This window comes from Streptomyces sp. CRCS-T-1 (assembly GCF_024442335.1).
In the GTDB taxonomy this organism is placed as follows: domain Bacteria; phylum Actinomycetota; class Actinomycetes; order Streptomycetales; family Streptomycetaceae; genus Streptomyces; species Streptomyces koelreuteriae.
Map to the genome: position 1 here is coordinate 3,101,737 of NZ_CP101651.1, position 24,566 is coordinate 3,126,302.

A 24,566-nucleotide genomic window follows, 5' to 3' on the forward strand; every position below is an offset into this window, starting at 1 on the left:
CGGCCGGCGGAGGCTCACCTCACAGGGCTTCAGCGCCCCGGGGCTACAGCTTCTCCACCGGCGCGTACCGCAGCAGCAGCCGCTTCGGCTTGTCCCCGAAGTCGATCGTCGCCTCGGCGTTCGCGCCCGTGCCCTTGACCGCCACGACGGTCCCGAGCCCGAACTGGTCGTGTGTGACCCGGTCCCCGACCGCCAGTGACACGACCGGCTTCTCGGCGGTGCGGCGCGTGGCGAAACCGGAGGCGCCCGACGCCGACGACCGCGAACGGGACGACGACAGCGAGGACGCCACGGCGGAGACCGGCCCGGAGGACGCGGGCGCGGTCGCACCGGTCCGCTTCCACTCCAGATGGGTCGGCGGGATCTCCTCCAGGAACCGGGAGGGCGGGTTGTACGACGGCTGGCCCCAAGCGCTGCGCAGGGTGGAGCGGGTCAGATAGAGCCGTTCCCGCGCGCGCGTGATGCCCACGTACGCCAGGCGCCGCTCCTCCTCCAGCTCCTTGGTCTGGCCGAGGGCGCGCATGTGCGGGAAGACGCCGTCCTCCATGCCGGTCAGGAAGACGACCGGGAACTCCAGGCCCTTGGCGGTGTGCAGGGTCATCAGGGTGATGACGCCGTCGCCGTCCTCCTCGTCGGGGATCTGGTCGGAGTCGGCGACCAGCGCGACCTTCTCAAGGAAGTCGGCCAGCGTTCCCTGCTCGTCCTCGGCGCGCTCCTGCTCGAACTCCATGGCGACGGCGGCGAGTTCCTGGAGGTTCTCGATCCGGGTCTCGTCCTGCGGGTCGGTGGAGGCCTGCAGTTCGGCGAGGTACCCGGTACGGTCCAGGATCGCCTCCAGCACGGTGGCGGGGCCGGCGCCGGACTCGACGACCGTACGGAGGTCCTCCATCAGCGTGTTGAACCGCTTGACGGCGTTGGTGGAGCGCGCGGCCATGCCGTACGCCTCGTCGACGCGCTTCAGCGCCTGCGGGAAGCTGATCTTCTCGCGCTGGGAGAGGGCGTCGATCATCGCCTCTGCGCGGTCGCCGATGCCCCGCTTGGGGACGTTGAGGATCCGGCGCAGCGGCACCGAGTCCTCCGGGTTGGCCAGGACGCGCAGGTAGGCCAGGACGTCCCGGACCTCCTTGCGCTCGTAGAAGCGGACGCCGCCGACGACCTTGTAGGGCAGGCCGACGCGGATGAAGATCTCTTCGAAGACACGGGACTGGGCGTTGGTGCGGTAGAAGACGGCGACATCGCCCGCCTTCGCCTCGCCCGCGTCGGTGAGACGGTCTATCTCGTCGGCGACGAACTGCGCCTCGTCGTGCTCGGTGTCGGCGACGTAGCCGGTGATCCGCGCGCCCGTGCCCGCGTTGGTCCACAGGTTCTTGGGGCGGCGGGACTCGTTGCGCTCGATGACCGCGTTGGCCGCGGTCAGGATCGTCTGTGTGGAGCGGTAGTTCTGCTCCAGGAGGATCGTCGTCGCGTCCGGGTAGTCCTCCTCGAACTGGAGGATGTTGCGGATCGTCGCGCCGCGGAAGGCGTAGATCGACTGGTCGGCGTCGCCCACCACGCACAGCTCGGCGGGCGGCAGGTCGTCCGCGCTGGGCGGTACGTCGACGGGGTGCTCGGAGGTGCCCACGAGCTCCCGGACGAGGGAGTACTGGGCGTGGTTGGTGTCCTGGTACTCGTCCACCAGCACATGGCGGAAGCGGCGGTGGTAGTGCTCGGCGACGTCCGGGAAGGCGCGCAGCAGGTTGACCGTCGTCATGATCAGGTCGTCGAAGTCGAGGGCGTTCGCCTCGCGCAGCCGTGACTGGTACATCGCGTAGGCCTGGGCGAGGGTCTTCTCGAAGCCGTCGGCGGCCTGGGCGGCGAAATCCTCCTCGTCGATCAGCTCGTTCTTCAGGTTGCTGATCTTGGCGCTGAAGGACTTCGGCGGGAAGCGCTTGGGGTCGAGGTCCAGGTCGCGGCAGACCAGGGCCATCAGGCGCTTGGAGTCGGCGGCGTCGTAGATCGAGAAGCTCGAGGTGAAGCCGAGCTTCTTGCTCTCCCGGCGCAGGATGCGCACGCAGGCGCTGTGGAACGTCATCACCCACATGGCGTTCGCGCGCGGGCCGACGAGTTGTTCGACGCGCTCCTTCATCTCGCCGGCGGCCTTGTTGGTGAAGGTGATGGCGAGGATCTGGCCCGGGTGGACGTCCCGCTCGGCGAGCAGGTGGGCGATGCGGTGCGTGAGCACGCGGGTCTTGCCGGAGCCGGCGCCGGCGACGATGAGCAGCGGGGAGCCGGAGTGGGTGACGGCGGCGCGCTGGTTGTCGTTCAGCCCCTCCAGGAGCGCGGCGGCGTCCACCGGCGGGCGCGCGGCGCCGCCCCGGTAGTAGGCGTCGCGGTCCGGCGGCACGTCGAACTTCCCGCCGAACAGATCGTCCGGGACCGGCTCCGGTCCGTGATCGTCCTCGGGCGGCGGCGGGGGCTCGTCCGCGGGGCCCCGCTGGGCCTGGAGGTCCGCCAGGAAGCTGTCGTCAAAGAGGCTGCTCATCGCTCTCCGAGTCTAGGGCGCCCCACTGACAGCCCGCCGCCGCCCTGAGAACATCGCCGAAAGCACCCCCCCGTCACCCTCCAGGTCCGGGTGATCACAGGCCGCTATGGCCTCCACAATTGCGGACGAATGATGACCGACCTCCCCCGATTGATCACTCTCGGCGACGCTCATGAGTAAGGTCACGGAAATGTATCGGGCATATCACCCATCAACCTTCACAAGGGCCACACGAGTTGGCTACCGTGCGAGGAGGCCACACGACCCCCACCGGCGAACCTCGCCGGGCCGCGTGGCCTCCGCCGAGTCCGGCGTGCCGCAGCGGCAGCCAGAGCCGGGGACCCAACCGAGACCCCGGGGTGAATCGGCCCGACTCCCTTTCCGGAGAAGGCCGTAGGGCAACCCTTCCGAAGCACCCGCCCGAACCCGACAGCTAACCCGGTAGGCGGAGCATGGAAGGAGTCGCCTCCCTTGGCGTCGCACCGCAAGTCGCGTCCTACGGGTTCGCGCGTGGCAGGCATACGGACCCCCGCCCTCGCAACGGCGGCCCTCACCTCCGTGGCCCTGCTGTCCCAGTCGGCCAACGCCGCCCCCGAGGCCGACGACAAGCCCAGCCTGGAGGAAGTCGAGAAGAAGGTCGACGACCTCTACCGCCAGGCCGGGTCCGCGACCGAGAAGTACAACGGGGCGAAGGAGAAGACCGCCAAGCAGCGCAAGCGCGTCGACACCCTCCTCGACGACGTCGCCCAGCGCACCGAGAAGCTGAACGAGGCGCGGGAGGAGCTGGGCACCTTCGCCGCCGCCCAGTACCGCACCGGCGCCTCCGCCCCGGACACGGCGACGTTCCTGCTCGCGGACACCCCGCAGGACTACTTCGACCAGACCCAGCTGATGGACCGGATGACCGGCCGTCAGAAAGTGGCGGTCGACGACTACATCACTCAGCAGTCAGAGACGATGGAGAAGCGTCAGGAGGCCGCCGAGAGCCTCGAGACGCTCACCGAGTCGCAGGGCGACCTGAAGACGGCCAAGGCCACCGTCCAGCGGAAGCTCGCGGACGCGCGCGAGTTGCTGTCGAAGCTGACCGCCGAGGAGAAGGCGCGGCTCGCGGCGATCGAGAAGGAGAAGCAGCAGGAGGCGGCCCGCAAGGCCGCCGAGCTGGCCCGGCAGCAGGCCGAGCAGCAGAAGGAGCGGGAGCAGGAGCAGGAGGCCGCCCAGCAGCAGGGCGGCGGCTCCTCCTCGGCGGGTTCGTCCTCGGGGTCGTCGTCCACCGCGCCCGACTCCTCGTACGCCACCAAGGCCGACAAGGCGCTCGCCTTCGCCCGCGCCCAGATCGGCAAGCCGTACGTCTGGGGCGCCACCGGCCCTGGCTCCTACGACTGCTCCGGCATCACCCAGGCCGCCTGGAAGGCCGCCGGGGTGACCCTGCCGCGCACGACGTACGACCAGGTCAACGCCGGCACCACGGTCCCCCTGGCCGACGCACAGCCCGGTGACCTGGTCTTCTTCTACGACGATGTCACCCACGTGGGTATCTACATCGGCAACGGCATGATGATCCACGCTCCGAAGCCCGGCACGTACGTGCGCGAGGAGTCGATCTACTACGACGGCGAGTCGTCGATCCACAGCGTGGTGCGTCCGGCCTGACGGGTCTCGCAGGTTTTTGGGACCCCGCGCGCGTGGCCTGCCCGTAACGCGCGCGGGGCCTACCTAGCATCGGGCCCATGCCCGCGACCTCCCCCTCCGTCGCCTGGTGGGCGCGGCGTGCCCCGGCGGCCAGTGCCGCCGTGCTGGCGACCGGCACCCTGTCGGTCGGTCTGGATCTGGCGGGGTACGAGGTCCTCTCGCTCATCGCCCTCGCTCTCGCCTGCGCGGCCTGGCTGCTGTTCGCCGCGGACTTCACCCTGCGGCTGCTGCGGGCCGGGACGAGGTGGCGGGCGTACATCCGCAGGCCGGGCGTCCTCGAGAGCGTGACGACGACGGCCCTCACCACCGTGGCGGCGACCGCTGTCCTCGGGACCGCCTTCTCGGCGGCGGGCTCGCAGGCTCTGGCCGTGACGCTGCTGGTGCTCGCCGTGCTGCTCTGGCCGGTGCCGCTCGTCCTCGTCCCGCAGGGCGAGCAGCGGCGCAGGCCCGGGACGGTGTTCGCGCGCTGCATGGCCACCCAGGGGCTCGCCGTGCTCGGTGCCACGCTGGCCGCGGCCGAGTCGGAGGCGTGGCTCGCGCACGCGGCGCTGGTGCTGTTCTGGCTGGGGCTGGTGCTGTACGTCTTCGCCCTGGTCCGTTTCGATGTGCGGCAGGTGGCCGAGGGCACCGGCGATCACTGGCTCGCGGGCGGGGCCCTCGCCCTCTCGGCGCTCGCCGGGGCGCTGCTGATCAGCGCCGACAGCGTGCGTCTGTACCTGTGGAACGTGGACGACCGGGACGTCCTGCGCAATATGACCGTCGCCCTGCTCGTGCTCGCGCTGGTCTGTTACGCCGTCCTGCTCGCCGCCGAGTTCCTGTGGCCCCGGCCCCGTGATGACGTCCGCCGCTGGGCGACCGTGTTCACCTGGGCCACGACGGGGACGGCGGCACTGGGCGTCGCCGTCGCCCTCGACGTCTCCTGGCTCGACGGTTTCGGGGAGGCACTGTTGTGGATCGCCATCGCCGCGTGGCTGGTGGCCGCCGCCCTGACGGCCGCCGCGGCCCGGTCCGGTGCCCGGCCCGGCCGGCGGGTCAGGTCCAGAGCACGGCGATGAAGACGTTCGCCGTGGTCAGCAGCCCGACCAGGCCGAACAGGCCCTTGTCCACCTTCTCGTCGTCCCGTTTCACATAGACCAGGCCGAGGATCACGATCAGCAGGGCCAGCTTCACACCTATCTTGATGTTGTTCACGGACTGGTCGTCGGCCTGGTTGAGGCCGATCAGGATCACACCGGTGACCAGCATCGTCAGCGCGCCGTGCAGCATCGCCGGGGTGTAGCGGGCGGTGCCCTCGCCCATCGCCTTCATCTGGGTGAGAAAGCCGCCCAGGAGCGAGGCGATGCCGATGATGTGGAGACCGACGAAGAGGTGGATGAGAACGTCCATGAGGCCGGAGCCTAATCAGGGGGTCCGATCCGCCCGGCACCGGCCCACCGATGCATATATGCGCCCCATAGCACCCGATCACTGGCACTCGCCCGGGAAATCGACGCATCGGTCATCACGCTGAGTGAAGACGACGGCGCCGGGGCGGGATCACGGTCGCATACGGTCACCGCCGGTCCTCTCGGGACAGTTCCGCGCACCGGCCACGGGCCCGCCATGGCGAGGTTTAGCGTCCTGCCCCAGGTGACCGGCTCCCCACCGCCGCCCGGGCCAGGGGCGGCAGTCGGGCACCACCGCCAGAAGGTCCGGCGGCGGCCCGCTTCCCCTGTGCGGGCCGTCGCCGGACGCGCAGGCCGCCCGTCCGCTCCCCACTGCGGTCGTCGCACGCCCGGCGGTCGCAGGAAAGGACGTGGCACCCCAGGTGGCAGCGCACCGCAAGCCCCGACAGCGCACCGCGAGCGGCAACACGGCCCGTACGGCCGCCACGATCGCGCTCGCCGGCGCGGCGACCGCGACGGGCTTCGACGGAACCGGACACGCCGAACCGCAGCTCACCCCCGGCCAGGTCAAGGCCGAGGTGGACAAGCTGTACCAGGAGGCGGAGGTCGCCACCGAGAAGTACAACAGGGCGAAGGAGAAGGCCGACGCCGCCGGAGAGCGGATCAGGAAGCTCCAGGACCAGGCGGCCCGCAAGGAGGAACGGCTCAACTCGGCCCGCGACGCCCTGGGCTCCCTCGCCGCCGCGCAGTACCGGGACGGCGGCATCGACCCCGCCCTCCGGCTCGCCCTGTCCGACGACCCCGACCGGTACCTCGAGAACGCCGAGTTCGTGGAGCGGGCCGGCAACCGGCAGAAGTCCGCCGTCGCGGGTGTCCGCAAGCAGCTCCGGGAGATCGAGCAGCTGCGCGGGGCCGCCCACATCGAGCTGACGTCCCTGAAGTCGCGGCAGACGGAGCTGAAGCGGCACAAGAAGACGATCACCGGCAAGCTGGGCTCCGCACGGCAGCTGCTGTCCCGGCTCACCCCGCAGGAACGTGCCGGCCTGGGCGAAGGGCCCGGCACGGACCGCGCCTCCCGCTCCTCGACGGGCCTCCGGGACACCCTGGCGGCCCCCGGTTCCGCCGCCTCGCAGGCGCCCAACGCCCGCGCTGCCGCCGCCGTCTCCTACGCCTACCAGAAGCTCGGCAGCCCCTACGTCTGGGGCGCGACCGGCCCGGACGCCTTCGACTGCTCGGGCCTCGTCCAGGCCGCGTACCGCTCCGCGGGCGTCGCACTGCCCCGCACGACGTACTCCCAGATCGCCGCCGGCCGCCGCGTCTCCCGTTCCGAACTCCTCCCCGGTGACCTGGTCTTCTACTACGCCGGTATCAGCCACGTCGGTATCTACGTGGGCAACGGCCAGATGATCCACGCCCCCAACTCATCGGCCCCGGTACGGGTCGCCCCGCTCGACGAGATGCCGTACGCGGGGGCGACACGGGTGGTCTGACGGGTGGTCCGGCACGGGACCTACGGGCAGGGTGGACCGCGACGGCGCAGGCCGACCCGGTCGCCGGGTCACACCAGCCGTCGCGCCGTGGCCCACCTGGTCAGCTCGTGCCGGTTGGAGAGCTGGAGCTTGCGCAGGACCGCCGAGACATGCGACTCGACCGTCTTCACGGAGATGAACAGCTGCTTGGCTATCTCCTTGTACGCGTACCCCCGGGCGATGAGCCGCAGCACCTCGCGCTCGCGCTGCGTCAGCCGGTCCAGGTCCTCGTCGACCGGGGGAGCGTCCGTGGAGGCGAAGGCGTCGAGGACGAACCCGGCCAGCCGCGGGGAGAACACCGCGTCGCCCTCCTGGACGCGGAAGACGGAGTCGACGAGGTCCGTGCCGGTGATCGTCTTGGTGACATACCCGCGGGCCCCGCCGCGGATCACGCCGATCACGTCCTCCGCCGCGTCCGACACGGACAGCGCGAGGAAGCGGACCGGCTGCTCGGGGTCGGCCATCAAGGGGGCGCAGCGGCGCAGTACCTCCACCCCGCCACCGCCCGGGAGATGCACGTCGAGGAGAACCACCTCGGGCCGGGTCGCGGTGATGACCGTGACCGCCTGGTCGACGTCCGCGGCCTCGCCGACGACCTCGACACCGGTCTGCTCGGTCTGCCCGATCTCGGCCTGGACCCCCGTACGGAACATGCGGTGGTCGTCGACGAGGACCACGCGCACCCGACGCCCGCCGGTGCCGCCGCCCGGCTCCCCGGGCCCGGCCGCCTCCGCCGCTCCCCCTGTACCGTTCGCCTCGGTCGGGTCGCTCATGACGTCTTCTCCGCCCTCTCCATCTCCAGCTCGACCTCCGTGCCGCCGTCCGGCACCGCGCGCAGCCGCGCCGTGCCGCCGTGGCGCTCCATGCGGCCGATGATCGATTCTCTGACACCCATGCGGTCGGCGGGTATCGAGTCGAGGTCGAAGCCGGGGCCGCGATCCCGGACGGACACGAAGACCGTCTTCCCCTCGACCTCGGCGTAGACCTGTACGGCTCCGCCCTCGCCACCGTACTTGGCGGCGTTCACCATCGCTTCCCGCGCGGCCTGCATCTGTGCGCCGGTCCCCTCGTCGAGCGGGCAGTCCCCCACCACCACGACTTCGATGGGCACGCCGTGCTTGTCCTCCACCTCGGCTGCGTTGCGCCGCACGGCGTCGGCGAGGGTGGTGGGTTCGTCGGCCTCGTCCTTGCCGGTGCCCTCGGGCTTGTAGAGCCAGGTGCGCAGGTCCCGCTCTTGGGCGCGGGCGAGGCGGCGCACCTCGCCCGCGTTCTCCGCGTTGCGCTGGATCAGGGTGAGGGTGTGCAGCACCGAGTCGTGGACATGGGCGGCGACCTCCGCGCGCTCCTGGGCGCGGATGCGCATCAGGCGCTCCTCGGAGAGGTCCTGCGTCATACGCACCAGATAGGGCCCGGCGAGAAGCGTGATCCCGACGAGGACCGCGAGGGCCGCCTGCAGGACGGAGCCGAGGTGGGCGGCGGAGCCCTGCAGGACGAAGATGCCGGAGACACCGGCCGTCACCAGCAGCACCCCGCCCACCGCGCGCAGCAGCGTGACCGTGCGCCGGCGACGGCCGACCTCGACCCAGCGGGCGCGGCGGGCGTTGTCCGCCTGCCGCCAGACCAGGGCGACGCCCGCGCCGACGAGCACCGCCGGCCACAGGTACACCCGGGCCCCGCCGCTGAGGTTCACATTGCCCACGAACACCAGGGCCACGGCGACCATGAGCAGCAGGGCCACTATCTGGCCCTTGTCGGGTTTGCGGGCGACAAGCCTGCGGCGGCCGTCGGCCGAGGCCTCCGCGGCGGCCGGCGGCTTCTGCGCGTCGACTCCGCCGACGCCGAGCGGGACGAAGAACCAGAACGCGGCGTACAGCAGCGCACCGAGGCCGTCGGCCATGAACAGGCCGACGAACACGAGCCGCACCCAGACGACGGGCAGCCCGAGATGCCCGGCGAGCCCTCGCGCCACGCCACCGAGCCAGCGTCCGTCACTGCTGCGGTAGAGCTTGCGCGGCGGCCGCGGTTCGGCGAGTGGCGCTGCTGCGGCTTCCGACATGCCATTGATGGTCACACGGCCGCAGGGCAGGAGCATCAGGGTCGACCCCGGAGACTCCCCTGATCTCCGAACCCCGGCCCGTCGAACGCTTCCCGAGCCGTTCCTCAGGGCCGATATCAGGGTCCGGCCAGGGTCGTTCCGACTGCCGCGGCGGCGTCGCGCCCGTCACCATGGACTCATGACCGATCACGAGCACGCCGCGACGGGTCCGGGACCCGGCTCCGGCCCGCGCCCCGCACCGGGCGCCGGGCCGCAGGACGCCGCGCCCACGGGCTCCCCCGCGCAGGGGCGTGCGGGCGCGGGAGAACAGGGAGGAGCTCCCGACACGGCCGACGCGACCGGCGCGACCGGCCCTGCCGGGGAAACGGCCCCTCCCGGCGAGCCCGGCCAGCCCGGCCCTGCCGACGCGCCCGGCCCTCCCCGGGCGTTCCGCCGCGACCGCCGCCACAAGACCCTGGCCGGCGTCTGCTCCGGGCTCGGGCGGCAGTGCGACATGGACCCGGTGATCTTCCGCATCACGCTCGCGGTGCTCTCCGTGACCGGCGGCATCGGTCTGCTCTTCTACGGCTTCGTCTGGCTCCTCGTCCCGTACGAGGACGAGGAAGAGAACGAGGTGCGCAAGCTGCTGACCGGCCGGGTCGACGGCCAGGCCCTGACGGCCGTGCTGTTCGCGCTGGTCGGCTGCGGAGTGTTCCTGACCCTGCTGAACAACGGCGGAGTGCTGACCTTCGCCTTCGTCCTGTCCATACTCCTGGCCGGCTCCGGATTCTGGTCACGCCAGCGCGGCGCCCCCAGCCCCGACCCGCTGGCCGCCCAAGCCGTGGCCGACGCCCCACCCGAACCCCAGGCGCCGCCGGTCTTCGTCACCGCCCCCTCCTGGTGGCGCGACCCCATCGTCAAGGACGGCACCCACATCGGCGGCACGGGCTATCTGTGGGGCCCCCGCGACGCCCGCGACCCGGATGTCGCGGCAGCCATCAACATCGGGCGCGGCACCCGGGCCGGCGGCCGCGAGGACATACCCGTCCCGCGCACCCGGCCTCCCGAGCCGCGCGGCCCCCGCTGGATCGGCGGCTGGGTCTTCCTGCTGGCCCTGCTCGCAGGCGCCCTGGGCACCGACCTGACCTGGGAAACGCACCCGCTGGGCACCAGCCTGCAGACGGGCCTGGCCTGCGCGCTCGCCGTCCTGGGCCTGGGCATAGCCGTCAGCGCCTTCCTGGGGCGGACAGGGGCGGGCTCGATCCTGCTGGCGGTCATCACGGCCGGGCTGCTCGCCGGGTCGGCGGCCCTGCCCAAGGACATCGGCACCCAGTGGGCCCGCACGACCTGGCGGCCCGCCTCGGTGGCAGACGTACGGGAGCAGTACGAACTGGGCACCGGCGTCGGCACCCTCGACCTGACCGGGCTGGACATGGCCGGGAGACAGACCGTGACGACCAGCGCCGACGTGGGCATCGGCCGGGTGAAGGTGCTCGTGCCCGAGGACGTGACCGTGCGGCTGAGCGTCGACGTGGGGCTCGGCGACCTCCAGTTGCCGGGCGACGACACGAAGGACGTGGATGTGAAACCGGGCCAGCAGAAGGAGATCACCCTCTCCCCCGCCAAGGGTGTCGAGAGGTCCGGCACCATCGACCTGGACCTCCAGGTCGGCATGGGACAGGTGGAGGTGACCCGTGCTGCGTCATGAGCCCCGGCCCGGAACGCTGGTCGCCGGTGTCGTTCTCGTCCTGACGGGCGTCCTGTACGCCGGTGATGCGGGCGGCGCCTGGGAGATCCCGTGGTTCCTGGCGATCCCCCTTGTCACGGGCGGACTGTGCCTGGCCGGCGCGGTGGCGTTCCTGACGGGCCGCCTGCGCCGGCGCCGCACGACGGGCCGGACCGCCACCGACTAGCCACCGACGCCCCGGGCTTCCGGACGCCTCGGGCTCCGGGCTCTGGGCTGCGGCCCCCGGCCCCCGGCTATCGGCTATCGGTACTCCCGCCTCTGCCGTCGTCGCGACCTCAGGGCCGCGTCCACGGACAGCAGGGGGGCGCCCGCCAGGACGAGGGGTGTCCAGGCCATGAGGTAGGCGAGGTCGTTGCCGTAGTAGTAGGGATCGGAGGCCCAGCTCACGGTCAGCCACAGGCTGAGGGAGATCAGCGCGCCGCCGAGTGCGGCCAGACGGGCGAGCACGCCGAGCAGGGTGCCGATGCCGACGGCCAGTTCGCCGAAGGCGATGGCGTAGCCAAAGCCGACCGGGCTCTTCAGGGAGAGGTCGACCAGGGCGGGAATGGCGGAGGAGTCGCGGACGGCGCGCATCATGTCGCCGATCGACCCGGCGCCGGAGTCCTTCATGAAGGCGCTGTCGGTGAGTTTGTCCAGGCCGGCGTAGATGAAGGTGACGCCGAGGAAGATGCGCAGAGGAAGGAGGGCGTAGCGGCCGAGGGTGTCCCGCCAACCTCCGTCACCGCGGTAGTGGGGGCCGTTCGTGTCCGTACGCATACTGTGAGTCATCGCTGCAAGCCGCCTCTCGCCGCCGGTGCCGAGACCCCCTCAACAGACCATACGTACGACAAACAGACCGCGCTCAACCCTGTCTGTCCCCAATTGTTGCCCGTTGTTGCCCGACCGCCGGAGCCGGCGGGCAGCCGTCACTCCGTCACATCAACGGCGTACCGGTTCGTCTCCACGCCCGCCGCCGTGACCACCTGCACGTCCACCCGCCCCGGTTCGACATCCGCCGGCACCGGCACCGTCAGCAGGGTGTCCGCCGGGTTGCTGAAGCCGCCGGGTACCGGTACCAGGGGCACGTGGACGTGCACGGCACCCACCCGGACGACCATCCGGGCCAGCCGGTCGGCACCCTGCGCGCCCGGCGGCACGAAGCCGGCGCCCCGGATCTCGATGTCGTCGCCCGTGCGGATCGGCCCGTCGAGGTCGCCCGCCTCCCGGGCCCGGACCACGGAGAGGATGACCGGCCGGCCGCCCTCGGCGTACTTGCCGGCCAGATAGGTCGCGGCCGACACCAGGACCACCACCGCGAGACCCCACGGCAGGTCCGGCAACTGGTCCGGGCGCCTGGCCAGCCGCACCGCCGCGAAGACCAGGGCGACAGCGCTGATGACGACGTACTGGATGTCGGCGAAGGTGCCCCGGCCCGCGTCGTCGGTCAGCAGGTCGGCGGCGCGCGGCCGGTCGGCGCGCACCTTCTGCAGCCGTTGTCCCAGGACCCGCAGCCCGACCACCCGCCGTACGAGCACGGCGATCCCGCACACCACGGCGAGCACGGTCACGACCCCGGCGCCGCGGGCGAGTTCCAGCCCGGAGATCAGCGCGTCCCGCTCCGGGTGCCGGGAGGCGGCAGCCAGCCGCCCCACCAGGACGAGCACCGCGTAGGCCACGAACAGCACCCACGCGGCGGCGACCGTGCGGGAGGTCGACAGGCGGTTGTCCTCGCCGATCACAGGGGCCAGCGCACCGCCCTTCGACCGGTGGAACCAGGACGCCGCGGTCACCCCCGCGGCCACCACCAGCGCCGCGGCCAGCCCGGCCGTACGCGCCGCCGTCCAGCCCGCGCCGACCGCGGTGAGGCACTGGCCGAGCAGCAACAGCACGACGGCCGCCCACACCACACCCGCCGTGCGGCGCCACAGTCCCGTCAGCCAGGCGTGGCCCTCGGCCCGGCCGCGCTCGGCGACGAGTTCCGCGGACTGCGCAAGTTCCTCCGAGACCCAACTGCGGGATGCCGTGGCGGAGTGGGCCACCGCGGCCGGCAGCCCCTGCCCGGCCGCGAACTCGTCGCATCTGCGCAGGAACGCGGCGACGGCCCGCCGGTGCCCCTCACGCGCCCCGTGCGGGCAGTCCCCGCAGGCGCACCCGCCTTCGTGAGCGGTGCCGTGAGCACCACCCAGAGCAGTGCCGTGAGTACTCCCATAGGCACTGCCGTGTCCACTCGCGTACCGGCCCGCATACGCTCCCGCGTCCGCGTACCCACCCGCGTCCGCGCCGCCCTGCCCCGTCTCGCGCACCGCCACGTCCGACGCCCGCCTTCCCGCGACCCAACCACCGTCGGCCTTCCGGACCCCGGAAGACCGCTGTACAACTCCCCTGCGACGACAGCGAATTGTCCCCTACACCAGGCGGTTCACGTCCGCTCGGTCTGGTCAACACGGGTGAATTTCAGCGGGCCGTGTTGACCTGGCTGGGAGAATTCCCCTATGGCCGAGATCATCCAGCGTGACGGGACCTGGGCCTTCGACGGCGAAACGGTCCGGATCACGCCCGGTCTGCACCGCTCCGTACCGCTGTTCCGGCAGACGTACGGGGAGATCGCCGTGCCGCTCGAGGCGGTCTCGAGTGTCGCCCTCGAACCCGAACGCAGGCGCGGACGGCTGCGGTTGCGGCTGCGGGAGGGCGCGGACCCCCTGCTCCAGGCGACGGGCGGGCGGCTGCCGGAGGTGGCCGATCCGTACCGGCTGACGGTGGACGCGGACCGGACGGGGGTCGCCGAGTACGTCGCCGAGGAGATCCGCCGCGCGCTGCTCCTGGACCGGATCCCGAAGGCACCGGTGAAGGCCTATCTGCTGCCGGGACCGCCGGTCCCGGTGTCGGTCCGTTCGTCCGACGGGACGGTCTCCTTCGACGGCAGCCGGGTACGGATCGACTGGGCCGACACCTCCGAGCGGGTCAAACGCGCCACCGGCCCGCGCATCATCACCCTGGGTGAGCTGGTCCGGGTCGAGTGGCTGCCGAACTCCGGCCACGAGGACGGCCTCCTGCGCTTCGTGACCCGCGAGACGGTGGTCTCGAAACTGCCGCCGGAGAAGGATCCGTACGCCCTGGACCTGTGGGGCAGCCCCCGCCGCGATCTGCTCACGGCACTCGTCGCCACGGCGGTCACGGCCCGGCTGCCCCACCCGTCCACCGAAGCCGCGCACGACATGTCCGCCCACTGTCCGCCCGCCTCCGAGCACCACGACGAGCACCATGACAAGCACCACGACGTACTGCTGCGCCGCCTGCGCGAACTGGGCCGGTTGCACCGGGACGGGGTGCTCACGGACGAGGAGTTCTCGAGGACGAAAGCAGTGGTGCTCCGCGGCTTCTGACACCAGCGGCACGCCCCACAGCCACAGCCGCAGCCACGACCGCCTAACTCAGCAGATCCGGCTCACTCCGGCTGACGTCCTGCCACATCGGCTGGTAGTTGATCCACGCCACCAGGTCGCCGCCCAACTGCTCCCGCGTCGCCACCGCCATCCGGTGGTCGATGCGGACCGGCCGCCCGGCCGCCTGCGCCGTGAGCTGCACCTGGCAGGACCGTTCCATCGACACGAACCACCAGGCCGCCGCGTCCACCGAGTCGCCGACGGTCAGCAGGCCGTGGTTGCGCAGCACAAGTGCCTTGCGGGAGCCGAGCGCGGTCGCGATGCGCCGGCCCTCCTCGGCGTCGACGGAGACCCCGGTGTAGGCGTCGTAGAGGACGTGGTCCTCGTAGAACGCGCAGCTCTCCTGGGTGATCGGCTCCAGCAGTTCGCCGAGGGCCGCGAGCGCCCGGCCGTGCACCGAGTGGCAGTGGGCGACGGCGACCACGTCGGGGCGGGCCGCGTGCACCTGGGCGTGCACGGTGAACGCGGCCTGGTTGACGTGGTAGCGGCCCTCGACGACCTGGCCGTCCTGGTTGGCGAGCACCAGGTCGCTCACGGTGACGTGCCGGAAGGGCAGCCCGAACGGGTTGACCCAGAAGCAGTCGGTGTACTCCGGGTCGCGGGCGGTGATGTGCCCGGACACACCGTCCTCGAAGCCGAGCCGCCCGAAGATCCTCAGGGCGCCCGCGAGCCGTTCCTTGCGGTGCAGTCGTTCGTCCTCGACCGACTCGTGCATGGGCGGCATCGCGAACCGCAGCCGGTCGGTGGGCAGCGGCAGGGGCGGGGTGGGCCCGTGCATAGGTCCTCCAGCGCTGTTTCTTCGTACGGGGCGGAAGCTACCGCCGGTGGGGCCGGGATGAACAGAACCGTTTCGTAAAGATGAAACGAGCGCCCCTGAAAGCACCCCATGCGCACCCTTTCGCCCCCGGTCTCCCCTGGGGGCCGTCTAGTGGATCTCCGCAGCGTCGCGACGCCCGGCACGCCCGCTCGCCGCACGGCGCGAATGGCCAGGTGGCTCCGCCACATGACCCTCCGCACCGCACGCCGATCGCACGCACGGAACGCCGCTCCTTCTCCTGCGGAGATCCACTAGACGGCCCCTACCCCACGAATAGCCGACAGAAGATGTCGGATTTCGGCGCCACACTCTCCGTATGACAGCGAACTGGGCGGCTTTCGCCACCGTCGAACCGGACCTGGCCGACACGGTCGAGAAGCGCTTCGGCGCCTATACCCACCACGTCCTCGCCACCCTCCGCAAGGACGGTTCGCCCCGCACCAGCGGCCTGGAGGTGCGGTTCCTGAACGGTGAGCTGTGGCTCGGCATGATGCCGGACTCGGTGAAGGCACTGGACCTGCGCCGCGACCCGCGCTTCGCGCTCCAGGCGAACACCGGGGAGGGCACGCGCATGGGCGGCGGCGACGTCCGGATCAGCGGCCGGGCGATCGAGGTCGACGATGCGCAGACCAAGGCCGGATACGTCGAAGAGGTGGAACCGCCGGAGCCGTTCCACCTCTTCCGCACCGAGCTGACGGAGGTCGTGCGGACCTACGTCGAGGACGACACGTACCTCGTCGTCCAGGTCTGGACGCCCGGCAATCCCCTGCGCACCGTCAAGCGCACCTAGGGGTCACTCCCACTCGATCGTCCCCGGCGGCTTCGACGTCACGTCGAGGACGACGCGGTTGACGTCGCGCACCTCGTTGGTGATCCGGGTCGAGATCTTCGCCAGGACGTCGTACGGCAGACGCGACCAGTCGGCCGTCATGGCGTCCTCGGAGGAGACGGGACGCAGCACGATCGGGTGGCCGTACGTACGGCCGTCGCCCTGGACGCCGACGCTGCGGACGTCCGCGAGCAGGACCACCGGGCACTGCCAGATGTCCCGGTCGAGGCCGGCCGCCGTGAGCTCCTCGCGGGCGATGGCGTCGGCCTCGCGCAGCAGGTCCAGGCGCTCCTTGCTGACCGCGCCGACGATACGGATGCCCAGGCCCGGGCCGGGGAAGGGCTGGCGCTGGACGATCTCGTCCGGCAGGCCGAGCTCCTGGCCGACCATCCGGACCTCGTCCTTGAACAGCTGGCGCAGCGGCTCGATCAGCTTGAACTCGAGGTCCTCGGGCAGACCGCCCACATTGTGGTGGGACTTGATGTTGGCGGTGCCGGTGCCGCCGCCGGACTCGACCACGTCCGGGTAGAGGGTGCCCTGGACGAGGAACTCCACGGCCGGGCCCTGGTCGGCGATGATCTCGGCCTGGGCCTGCTCGAAGACCCGGATGAACTCGCGGCCGATGATCTTCCGCTTCTCCTCGGGGTCGGAGACCCCGGCGAGCGCCTTGAGGAACCGCTCCTCGGCGTCCACGACCTTCAGCTGGACGCCGGTCGCGGCGACGAAGTCCTTCTCGACCTGCTCGGTCTCGCCCTTGCGCATCAGGCCGTGGTCAACGTACACGCAGGTCAGCTGGGAGCCGATGGCCTTCTGGACGAGGGCGGCGGCGACGGCGGAGTCCACGCCGCCGGACAGCCCGCAGATGGCGCGCCGGTCACCGACCTGCTCGCGGATCGCGGCGACCTGCTCCTCGATCACGTTGCCGGTGGTCCAGTTCGGCGTGAGGCCCGCGCCCCGGTACAGGAAGTGCTCCAGCACCTGCTGCCCGTGCGTGGAGTGCATCACCTCGGGGTGGTACTGGACGCCGTAGAGCTTCTTCTCGTCGTTCTCGAAGGCGGCCACGGGCACGACGTCCGTGGAGGCCGTGACGGAGAAGCCCTCGGGGGCGGCGGAGCAGGCGTCGCCGTGCGACATCCAGACGGCCTGCTCGACGGGGGTGCCCTCGAAGAGGGTGGAGGACGCCTTGGAGACGTGCAGATCGGTGCGGCCGTACTCGCGGGCTCCGGTGTTGTCGACGGTGCCGCCGAGGGTGCGCGCCATCAGCTGGAAGCCGTAGCACATGCCGAAGACGGGGACGCCGGCCTCGAAGATCGCGCGGTCGAGGCTCGGGGCGCCCTCCTCGTAGACCGACGAGGGGCCGCCGGAGAGGATGATCGCCGCGGGGTTCTTGGCGAGGATCTCCTGGACCGGCATGGTGCTCGGCACGATCTCGCTGTAGACCCGCGCCTCGCGGACACGACGGGCGATGAGCTGGGCGTACTGCGCGCCGAAGTCGACGACCAGGACGGTGTCGGGGGCGTTGGCAGCGGGAGTCGCTGATGACACGGGGTGCCTTCCGGCGGTGGGGCGGGGGTCTTGTGCCACCCGATTCTACCGAGGTGCTCGTGGGCAGCGTCCCGCGCACGGACGGTCCGGGCTCCGGCAGCCGTGTCTCACCATGCGAACCCGCTTGGACGCCGCGCCGGCCCAGGGCATACTGAGCGCCATGCTCACGCACCAGACCTTCCGCTTTACCTATGGCATCCGGCCCGCCGGCTGCCATGGTCGTGCTGCTTGAGCAACTGACAAGCGACTTCCCAGGCGCCCCGGGCCGACAAGGCCCGGGGCGTCTGTCGTCGTCCGGGCCTTGCCGCTCCGGGGCACCCCAGACGACGAGGAGCCCCTCCCATGACCGTTCCCACCACCACCGGCGACGTGACCGGCGCCCGCACCCCCGAGGCCGCCGAGGTGATCACCGGCGCGCGTGAGCGGATCGACGCGCTCGACGACCGGATCATCGGCCTGATCCAGGAACGGGTGGCGGTATCGGCCGTCATCCAGGAGGCGCGGATCACCTCCGGGGGCCGGCGCGTGAACCTCTCCCGCGAGATGGAGGTGCTCGGCCACTACAGGGACGCGCTGGGCAAGCCGGGCACGGCCCTGGCGATGACCCTGCTGGAGCTGTGCCGGGGCAGGATCTGAGTCCGGCGGAGGAATCCGCGTTCCCGGGACAGACGTACGCACCCCTCTCACCCGTCCGGCGCGTGACCGGCCCCGGGCCCCCTCGTTGGTCTCGTTGTCCGTGCCAGCCAGGGGCGGGCCCGAAAGAACCACGCGTGGCTCACTGGAGCGATGAGACGTACGGATCGTGCCGTGCGTCGTGGGACCTCGCTCCAGGGAAGTGACCGGACGGCAGGGGACAGCAGCCCGGTCACCCAAGAGAACGGACGGCTCCGGGGACGCCCGGGGCCGCCCGGCGGACATGGCCAAGACTCGAGACCAGCGGCGCAACCCCCCGGCGCCGCTTCCAGGCACCGGCGCTGCCCTGACGTCGGTGCTGACGAGAAGAAGGGCCCTGCGGCTCCACCCCGCGGGGCCCTTCGCTCATGCTTTCGTGACCGCGTTTCGTGACCGCGTTTCGTGGCTGACCTGTTGTGACTGCCTGCTCAGGTGCGGGTCACGGTCCCGCAGGGGGCACCGTCGTCGAGGACCTTGCTCCGGTCGTACGGGTCCGTCGTCGGACCGGTGGGGTCGGTGCCCTTGTCCCGGTTCGACGGGAACTCCGGGTGCAGATAGCCGTCGTGGACGTCACAGGCGGAGTTGCCGACCTCCTCGTCGTACTCCCGGACGGTCAGCCGGCCCTCGGTGACCCGGTAGCGGGTGGGGTCGGCGAGTTCGACGTCGAGGACCCTGCGCACGATCGTGCGGGTGACCTCGGTCGAACCGTCGGCGCGCATGACGGGGTAGACGAAGGTGTAGTCGGCGCGCACCGCGACCCCCGCGTGCGAGCCCTTCTCGAACGTCATGCGCCCGCGCGTCTTGATCACGTCGCCGACCGGACGTATCTCGTCGGGGTCGAAACGGCTGAACATCGTCAGCGGGTCGTGTTTGTCGCTCGGGGAGCGCAGGGCGGTGTTCAGATTGTCGAGGAGGCCCGGCTGCTTGGGGTCGAGCACATCGAGCGCCGCCTCGGGACGCTCGCCGCGTACCGTCGCCGGGTCGAGGTTGGCGGCGACCAGCAGCTTCTTCGTCAGCTTCAGCGCCTGTTCCACACGGTCCTTGGAAACCGCGCCGACGGCCTTCGCCTCGGGCAGGACGATGCCGGCCTCGCCGTCGGCCCACCTCAGCGCCGGGGAACCGGCGAAGGGCTTGTCCAGGGTGGGGGTTTCGGGGTCCGACGCCCCGGGCGCGCTGGTGGGCGCCGCCGTCTCGGCGGGCAGGGACGAGGCCTCGCCGGCCCCGGACTCACCCGTACCGAAAGGGTCACCGGGCAGCAGCGACGGCTTCAGGGCCACCACGGCCACGGTGACGGCGACCGCCACCCCGAGAACGGTCCACAGCGTGCGGCGGCGGCCCGCCCGGCGGTTCGACTCCGGCGGTACGGGGCCGGTACGCCACCCCGGGGGCACCTCGCCCCGCTCCTCCTGCAGGCGCAACCGCTCGGTGACCATGCGCGCCCGCGCGGAGGGTTCCTTCGGGGCGGAGCCGCGGATGTCCCGTTCGGTGTCGCGGGTGAACTGTTCCCAGACGTCGTCGGGGATATCGGAGGCCGACGGATGACCGTCGGACGGCTTGTCAGACACGAGGATCAGTTCTAGGCGTTCGGCAAGCGCCTTCACAAGAAGGTCATGGGCGTGACTCAGGCCACATAAAAATTCTGTGAATGCCAGCGCAACCATTCACAGGTTTCACGGATCAAACCTGCAGAACCACGGGCACTCCCGCGCCCCACACGCGGAGGCCTCACCAACGTTCGTACCGCGCCCTGCGGTACGCCGGACTCTCCGAGGTCTTCATGAAGCTTCGCCGCGCCATGGCAGCAGCGGCCGCTACGGCGGTCATAGCCCCGGTGGCACTGCTCGCGGCACCGGCCGCGTACGCGACCGACGAAACGACGCCGACTCCGAGCACCTCCGTGAGCGAGTCGGCGACCGAGAGCAGCAGCCCCTCGCCGTCGGCGAGTGAGTCCACGCCCGAGACGACGCCGACTCCGAGCGCGTCCGCGAGCGAGTCCGCTCCTCAGACGTCCACCTCGCCGAGCGCCTCCGCGAGCGAGTCCTCCCCGGCGCCCACCGAGTCCGAGCCCGAGGAGTCGGAGTCCCCCGACCCCGAGCCCTCGATCTGCAAGGACACCACGGTCGACGTCGGCATCAGCGGCCTGCCCGGCAAGATCTCGGCGGGCAGCGGCTGGCACAAGTTCTCGCTGAACGTGCTCAACAACTCCGACTCCACGCTGAACGACCTCGACTTCTACGCCGGTGCCTCCGCCGACAAGGCCGGCACGAACCTGTTCTCCAGCAAGCAGGTCCAGCTCCAGGCCTGGGACCCGGACGACAAGATCTGGGTCGACCTCAATGAGGACGGCCTCGCGGTCGGCTACGTCGGCTACACCGACGAGCTGAAGCCCGACTACGAGGTCAACATCCCGCTGCGCCTCAACGTCAGCAAGTCCGCCCCGGTCGGCGCCGGCTTCTCGCTCGGCGCGACGATCTACAGCGACGACGACGCCGAATGCGTGGGCGTCGGTGAGGTCTCCTACAAGTTCCAGATCGTCTCCGCCGGTACGGACACCGGTGGCACCAAGCCGCAGGAAGGCGGCAAGGCGCCCGTCACCGACAAGAAGCCGAGCGGCACCACGCCGCAGGTCACCGGCAGCCTCGCCGAGACCGGCTCCAGCTCCGCCCTGCCGATGATCAGCCTCGTCGGCGGTGCCGCGGTCGTCGCCGGTGCCGGTGCGATCTTCGTGGTGCGTCGCCGCAAGGCCGGTGCGCAGGCGTAGGACGCCAGAGCTTGACGCAAGACGGAAGAGGGACCTGCGCTCGGAGGGGGGCGCAGGTCCCTCTTCTCTGCGTCGGCCGTGTCGGCTTCGGCTACTTCTTCGGCGGCACCGACGGCACGCCCAGGAACGGCAGCCGCAGCGCGCCGAACGCGTCCGCCGGGACCGCCGGGGACTTGGGCTCGACAGGCTGGAGACGTTCGTAGGCCGCGCCCTGCTTCGGGCGGAGGTCGGGCTCGCCCTTGTTGGGCCAGTACGACATCGCCCGCTCGGCCTGGGCGGTGATGGTGAGGGACGGGTTGACGCCCAGGTTGGCGGAGACCGCGGCGCCGTCGACCACCGAGATGCCGGAGTGGCCGTAGAGGCGGTGGTACGGGTCGATGACGCCGGTCTCGCGGGAGGCGCCGATGGGGCAGCCGCCCAGGAAGTGGGCGGTGAGCGGGGTGCCCATCAGTTCGCCGACGTTCGAGCCCGCGAAGCCGTTGATCTCGGCGGCCAGGGCCGAGGCGCTCTCCGTGGCGGCCTTGATCTGCTTGGGGTTGGGGGCGCCGTGGCCCTGGCGTGCGGTGAGCAGGCCGCGGCCGGCGCCCGACGGTTTCAGATACGTCGTCAGGGAGTTGTCCAGCGACTGCATCACCAGGCCGATGATGGTCCGCTCCGACCAGCGGCGGTTGGACAGGGAACGCAGCACCAGCAAGGGGTGTTTCGCCGCGTGGGCGAGGAAGCCCAGGACCCGCGAGGAGCCCGAGCCGTGGCCGGCGTAGGGGACCTGGAGGATGGACAGGCCGCCCATCGAGTTGGAGCCCTTGCCGTAGCGGACCGGCTCGATGTGGGTGTTCTCGTCCGGGTGGATCGAGGACGTGATGGCCACGCCCCGCGTGAAGTCGGCCTTCCGGGCGCCGTGCACCTTGCGGTAGCGCCGGTCGTCGGTCTGGGCGCCGACCAGCGCCTCGGAGTTGGTACGGGTCAGCTCGCCCAGCTTGTCGGAGACGTACGGCAGCTGGCCGCCCGCCTTCATGCGGTGCAGCAGGGTCTGCGTGCCGTAGGTGCCGGCGGCGAGGACGACCTTGCGGGCCGTGTAGGTGCGGCCCTTCGCCTTGCGACGGTCGTCGGTGGGGAGCGTGGCGACGGCGTACCCGCCGCGCGAGTCGTCGGTGACCGAGACGACCGTCGTCAGGGGGTGGACGACGGCACCGGCCTTCTCGGCCAGGTGCAGATAGTTCTCGTTGAGGGTGTTCTTCGCGCCGTGGCGGCAGCCGGTCATGCACTCGCCGCACTCCGCGCAGGCCTTGCGGGCCGGGCCCGCGCCGCCGAAGTACGGGTCGGGCACCTCCTGGCCCGGCTTCGCCTTCGCCGTGCCGTCGGCGTCCTCGCCGTCGCCGAAGAAGACGCCGACCGGGGCGAGATGGAAGGAGTCGCCGCAGCCCATGCGCTCCGCGGCGGCCTTCAGATGCACGTCGGACGGGGTCATGGTCGGGTTGAGCCGCACGCCCAGCATGCGCCGGGCCTGGTCGTAGAACGGCTTCAGCTCGTCCTGCCAGTCCGTGATGTCCCGCCACTGCGGGTCCTCGAAGAACGGCTTCGGCGGGACGTAGAGGGTGTTGGCGTAGTTGAGGGAACCGCCGCCGACGCCCGCGCCCGCCAGGACCATGACGTTGCCCAGCAGATGGATGCGCTGGATGCCGTACATGCCGAGTTTCGGCGCCCAGAGGTAGTTCTTGAGGTCCCAGGAGTTCTTGGGGAGGGACTCGCGGGTGAAGCGGCGGCCTGCTTCCAGGACGCCGACCTTGTAGCCCTTCTCGGTGAGGCGCAGGGCGGTCACGGAGCCGCCGAAGCCGGAGCCTACGACGATGACGTCGTAGTCGTGAACGTCCTGAGGCACGTGGTCTCCTCGCTGAATCACCGGAACCGGAACGCCTTCATCAGGCGGAGGCTCCTGCTCATGAACTGGGCGTACTTCTCGTCGTCCATGCCCAGGGACGGGGCCATCGGGAGGACCCTCTGGTGGGCGACCGTCTGGGCCTCGGTGTACTTGAGGATGCCCTCGGAGCCGTGGCGGCGGCCGAGGCCGGAGTCCTTCATGCCGCCCATGGGCGACTGGACGCTGCCGTACGCGGGGGCGTAGCCCTCGTTGATGTTGACCGTGCCGGTGCGCAGCCGGGCGGCGACCTCCTGGCCGCGTCGGCCGTTCTTCGTCCAGACCGAGGAGTTCAGGCCGTACGCCGTGGCGTTGGCGCGCTCGATGACCTCGTCCTCGTCCTTGAAGCGGTAGATCGAGACGACCGGGCCGAAGGTCTCCTCGGCGCAGACGGACATCTCCGTTTCGACGCCGTCGAGGATCGTGGGCTCGAAGAAGTACGGGCCGATGTCCGGGCGGGCCGTCCCGCCGGCGAGGACCTTCGCGCCCTTGGCGACCGCTTCCTCCACATGGCGCGTGACGGTCTCCAGCTGGCGTTCGCCGACCAGGGAGCCCATGTCGGCGCCGTACGCCAGCGACGTGCCCAGGCGCATCGCCCTCGTACGGGCGGCGAAGCGCTCCAGGAAGGCGTCCGCGACCGACTCGTGGACGTACAGCCGCTCGATGGAGATGCAGAGCTGCCCGGCGGAGGAGAAGCAGGCGCGGACGGCGCCGGCGGCGGCCTTCTCGATGTCGGCGTCCTCCAGCACCAGCATGGCGTTCTTGCCGCCGAGTTCGAGGGAGACGCCGACCAGCCGGGCGGCGGCGCCCCGGGCGACCTCGCGGCCGGTGCGGGTGGAGCCGGTGAAGGAGACGTAGTCGGCGTGCTTGACGACCTCGGGGCCGACGACCGGGCCGTCGCCGAGGACGACCTGGAAGACGTCGGCGGGCAGGCCGGCCTCGATGAGCAGGTCACGGGCCCACAGGGCGGTGAGGCAGGTCTCCGTGTCCGGCTTCATGACGACCGCGTTGCCCGCCACGAAGGCCGGGATCGCGTCGCCGACCGACAGCTCCAGGGGGTAGTTCCAGGGGGCGATCTGGCCGATCACACCGCGCGGGTGGCGCAGTTCGGTGACCTTGGTGAGGGTCGGCATGGCACCGGCGTGCCGCTTGGGCCGGAGGTAGGCGGGGGCCTTGCGGCCGTAGTGCCGGGCGGCGACCGCGACGGCCTGGACCTCCTCGTGGGCGTGCAGCCGTGCCTTGCCGGTCTCCAGCTGGATCAGGTCGAGCACCTCGGCCTGGCGCTCCAGCACCAGGTCGTGGAAGCGGAGCAGGACGGCGGCGCGCTGCCGTACGGGCGTCTGTTCCCACACGGCCTGGGCGGTGCGGGCCAGTTCGAAGGCCCTCGCCACGTCCTCGGGCGTCGACTCGGGGAGTTCGGCCAGCTTCTCCCCGGTGAACGGCGTGTGGTTGGCGGTGCGACCTGAACCGACCACGCCCTTGGTGAGCTGGGCGACCAGCTCCGGGGTGACCACGTCGGCGGCCGTGCGGGCGCCCTCCGGGGCGGGGGCGAGGGGGTTCGTGCCGGTCTGTGCCGTGCCGGTCTTCTCCGGGGCGTGCGCGTCCGTCATGAGCCGCAGGGTATGCCCCGGCGGAGGCTTTGGGTACCCGTCGGTAATACGGCTTCACCGAGTACACACACGACGCCAGTGGCTGCTGG

At 71.3% G+C, this 24,566-nt stretch carries 20 protein-coding genes and 1 riboswitch; of the genes, 9 read left to right on the forward strand and 11 right to left on the reverse strand.

Annotated features, from left to right (window positions below):
- Positions 1 to 43 precede the first annotated feature (43 nt).
- Complete coding sequence (gene pcrA, locus NNW99_RS13680) at positions 44 to 2,521, reverse strand: DNA helicase PcrA (RefSeq protein ID WP_215119300.1); 2,478 nt, start codon at positions 2,519 to 2,521, stop codon at positions 44 to 46.
- A 304-nt stretch (positions 2,522 to 2,825) separates the two neighbouring features.
- Positions 2,826 to 2,984, forward strand: a riboswitch (cyclic di-AMP (ydaO/yuaA leader).
- A gap of 8 nt (positions 2,985 to 2,992) precedes the next feature.
- Between pcrA and NNW99_RS13685 the strand changes: the two genes are divergently transcribed.
- Entirely contained in the window at positions 2,993 to 4,171 is a 1,179-nt protein-coding gene (locus NNW99_RS13685; protein ID WP_215119302.1) for a C40 family peptidase, read from the forward strand.
- Positions 4,172 to 4,248: 77 nt separating this feature from the next.
- Positions 4,249 to 5,265: a hypothetical protein gene (locus tag NNW99_RS13690; protein WP_215119303.1), complete on the forward strand. Its 1,017-nt coding sequence runs from the start codon at positions 4,249 to 4,251 to the stop codon at positions 5,263 to 5,265.
- Here the strand turns inward: NNW99_RS13690 and NNW99_RS13695 are convergent.
- The gene (locus tag NNW99_RS13695; protein WP_215119304.1) at positions 5,243 to 5,596 is read right to left on the reverse strand and encodes a hypothetical protein; all 354 of its coding nucleotides are present in this window, start codon (positions 5,594 to 5,596) and stop codon (positions 5,243 to 5,245) included. The two genes, NNW99_RS13690 and NNW99_RS13695, sit on opposite strands and share 23 nt — an antisense overlap.
- 421 nt (positions 5,597 to 6,017) lie before the next feature.
- On the opposite strand from NNW99_RS13695, the gene NNW99_RS13700 reads away from it, so the two are divergent.
- Complete coding sequence (locus tag NNW99_RS13700; RefSeq protein WP_215124266.1) at positions 6,018 to 7,085, forward strand: C40 family peptidase; 1,068 nt, start codon at positions 6,018 to 6,020, stop codon at positions 7,083 to 7,085.
- 68 nt (positions 7,086 to 7,153) lie between these two features.
- On the opposite strand, the gene NNW99_RS13705 is transcribed toward NNW99_RS13700, so the two are convergent.
- Positions 7,154 to 7,897 carry a response regulator transcription factor gene (locus NNW99_RS13705; protein WP_215119305.1) on the reverse strand — a complete coding sequence of 248 codons (744 nt, stop codon included), beginning with the start codon at positions 7,895 to 7,897 and terminating at the stop codon, positions 7,154 to 7,156.
- Positions 7,894 to 9,180 carry an ATP-binding protein gene (locus tag NNW99_RS13710; protein WP_215119306.1) on the reverse strand — a complete coding sequence of 429 codons (1,287 nt, stop codon included), beginning with the start codon at positions 9,178 to 9,180 and terminating at the stop codon, positions 7,894 to 7,896. Before NNW99_RS13710 ends, NNW99_RS13705 begins: the two co-directional genes overlap by 4 nt.
- A gap of 178 nt (positions 9,181 to 9,358) precedes the next feature.
- Here NNW99_RS13710 and NNW99_RS13715 point away from each other — a divergent pair, with 178 nt between their 5' ends.
- Entirely contained in the window at positions 9,359 to 10,867 is a 1,509-nt protein-coding gene (locus NNW99_RS13715; RefSeq protein ID WP_215119307.1) for a PspC domain-containing protein, read from the forward strand.
- Positions 10,854 to 11,072: a hypothetical protein gene (locus tag NNW99_RS13720; protein ID WP_215119308.1), complete on the forward strand. Its 219-nt coding sequence runs from the start codon at positions 10,854 to 10,856 to the stop codon at positions 11,070 to 11,072. Before NNW99_RS13715 ends, NNW99_RS13720 begins: the two co-directional genes overlap by 14 nt.
- A 74-nt stretch (positions 11,073 to 11,146) precedes the next feature.
- On the opposite strand, the gene NNW99_RS13725 is transcribed toward NNW99_RS13720, so the two are convergent.
- Positions 11,147 to 11,674 carry a DoxX family protein gene (locus tag NNW99_RS13725; RefSeq protein ID WP_215119310.1) on the reverse strand — a complete coding sequence of 176 codons (528 nt, stop codon included), beginning with the start codon at positions 11,672 to 11,674 and terminating at the stop codon, positions 11,147 to 11,149.
- A 137-nt stretch (positions 11,675 to 11,811) separates the two neighbouring features.
- Positions 11,812 to 13,071, reverse strand: a complete 1,260-nt coding sequence (locus tag NNW99_RS13730) for a hypothetical protein (protein WP_215124267.1) — start codon at positions 13,069 to 13,071, stop codon at positions 11,812 to 11,814.
- Positions 13,072 to 13,377: 306 nt separating this feature from the next.
- Here NNW99_RS13730 and NNW99_RS13735 point away from each other — a divergent pair, with 306 nt between their 5' ends.
- Complete coding sequence (locus NNW99_RS13735) at positions 13,378 to 14,268, forward strand: DUF4429 domain-containing protein (RefSeq protein WP_215119312.1); 891 nt, start codon at positions 13,378 to 13,380, stop codon at positions 14,266 to 14,268.
- Positions 14,269 to 14,311: 43 nt separating this feature from the next.
- Here the strand turns inward: NNW99_RS13735 and NNW99_RS13740 are convergent, their stop codons facing one another.
- On the reverse strand, positions 14,312 to 15,106 hold the full coding sequence (locus NNW99_RS13740; RefSeq protein WP_215119313.1) for a class II aldolase/adducin family protein: 795 nt from the start codon (positions 15,104 to 15,106) through the stop codon (positions 14,312 to 14,314).
- Positions 15,107 to 15,461: 355 nt separating this feature from the next.
- On the opposite strand from NNW99_RS13740, the gene NNW99_RS13745 reads away from it, so the two are divergent.
- Complete coding sequence (locus NNW99_RS13745) at positions 15,462 to 15,935, forward strand: pyridoxamine 5'-phosphate oxidase family protein (RefSeq protein WP_215119315.1); 474 nt, start codon at positions 15,462 to 15,464, stop codon at positions 15,933 to 15,935.
- Between the two features lie 3 nt (positions 15,936 to 15,938).
- Here the strand turns inward: NNW99_RS13745 and guaA are convergent, their stop codons facing one another.
- Positions 15,939 to 17,519, reverse strand: a complete 1,581-nt coding sequence (guaA, locus tag NNW99_RS13750; protein ID WP_215119316.1) for a glutamine-hydrolyzing GMP synthase — start codon at positions 17,517 to 17,519, stop codon at positions 15,939 to 15,941.
- Between the two features lie 342 nt (positions 17,520 to 17,861).
- Here guaA and NNW99_RS13755 point away from each other — a divergent pair, with 342 nt between their 5' ends.
- Positions 17,862 to 18,155: a chorismate mutase gene (locus NNW99_RS13755; protein ID WP_215119318.1), complete on the forward strand. Its 294-nt coding sequence runs from the start codon at positions 17,862 to 17,864 to the stop codon at positions 18,153 to 18,155.
- A gap of 464 nt (positions 18,156 to 18,619) precedes the next feature.
- On the opposite strand, the gene NNW99_RS13760 is transcribed toward NNW99_RS13755, so the two are convergent.
- Complete coding sequence (locus NNW99_RS13760; RefSeq protein ID WP_215119320.1) at positions 18,620 to 19,756, reverse strand: hypothetical protein; 1,137 nt, start codon at positions 19,754 to 19,756, stop codon at positions 18,620 to 18,622.
- 212 nt (positions 19,757 to 19,968) lie between these two features.
- Between NNW99_RS13760 and NNW99_RS13765 the strand changes: the two genes are divergently transcribed.
- On the forward strand, positions 19,969 to 20,952 hold the full coding sequence (locus tag NNW99_RS13765) for an LAETG motif-containing sortase-dependent surface protein (protein ID WP_215119322.1): 984 nt from the start codon (positions 19,969 to 19,971) through the stop codon (positions 20,950 to 20,952).
- A 91-nt stretch (positions 20,953 to 21,043) separates the two neighbouring features.
- Here NNW99_RS13765 and NNW99_RS13770 read toward each other — a convergent pair whose 3' ends face one another.
- Positions 21,044 to 22,831 (reverse strand): GMC oxidoreductase, encoded by a 1,788-nt coding sequence (locus NNW99_RS13770; RefSeq protein WP_215119323.1) that lies wholly within the window; start codon positions 22,829 to 22,831, stop codon positions 21,044 to 21,046.
- A 17-nt stretch (positions 22,832 to 22,848) separates the two neighbouring features.
- Positions 22,849 to 24,477 (reverse strand): succinic semialdehyde dehydrogenase, encoded by a 1,629-nt coding sequence (locus tag NNW99_RS13775; RefSeq protein WP_215119325.1) that lies wholly within the window; start codon positions 24,475 to 24,477, stop codon positions 22,849 to 22,851.
- Between the last annotated feature and the right edge of the window lie 89 nt (positions 24,478 to 24,566).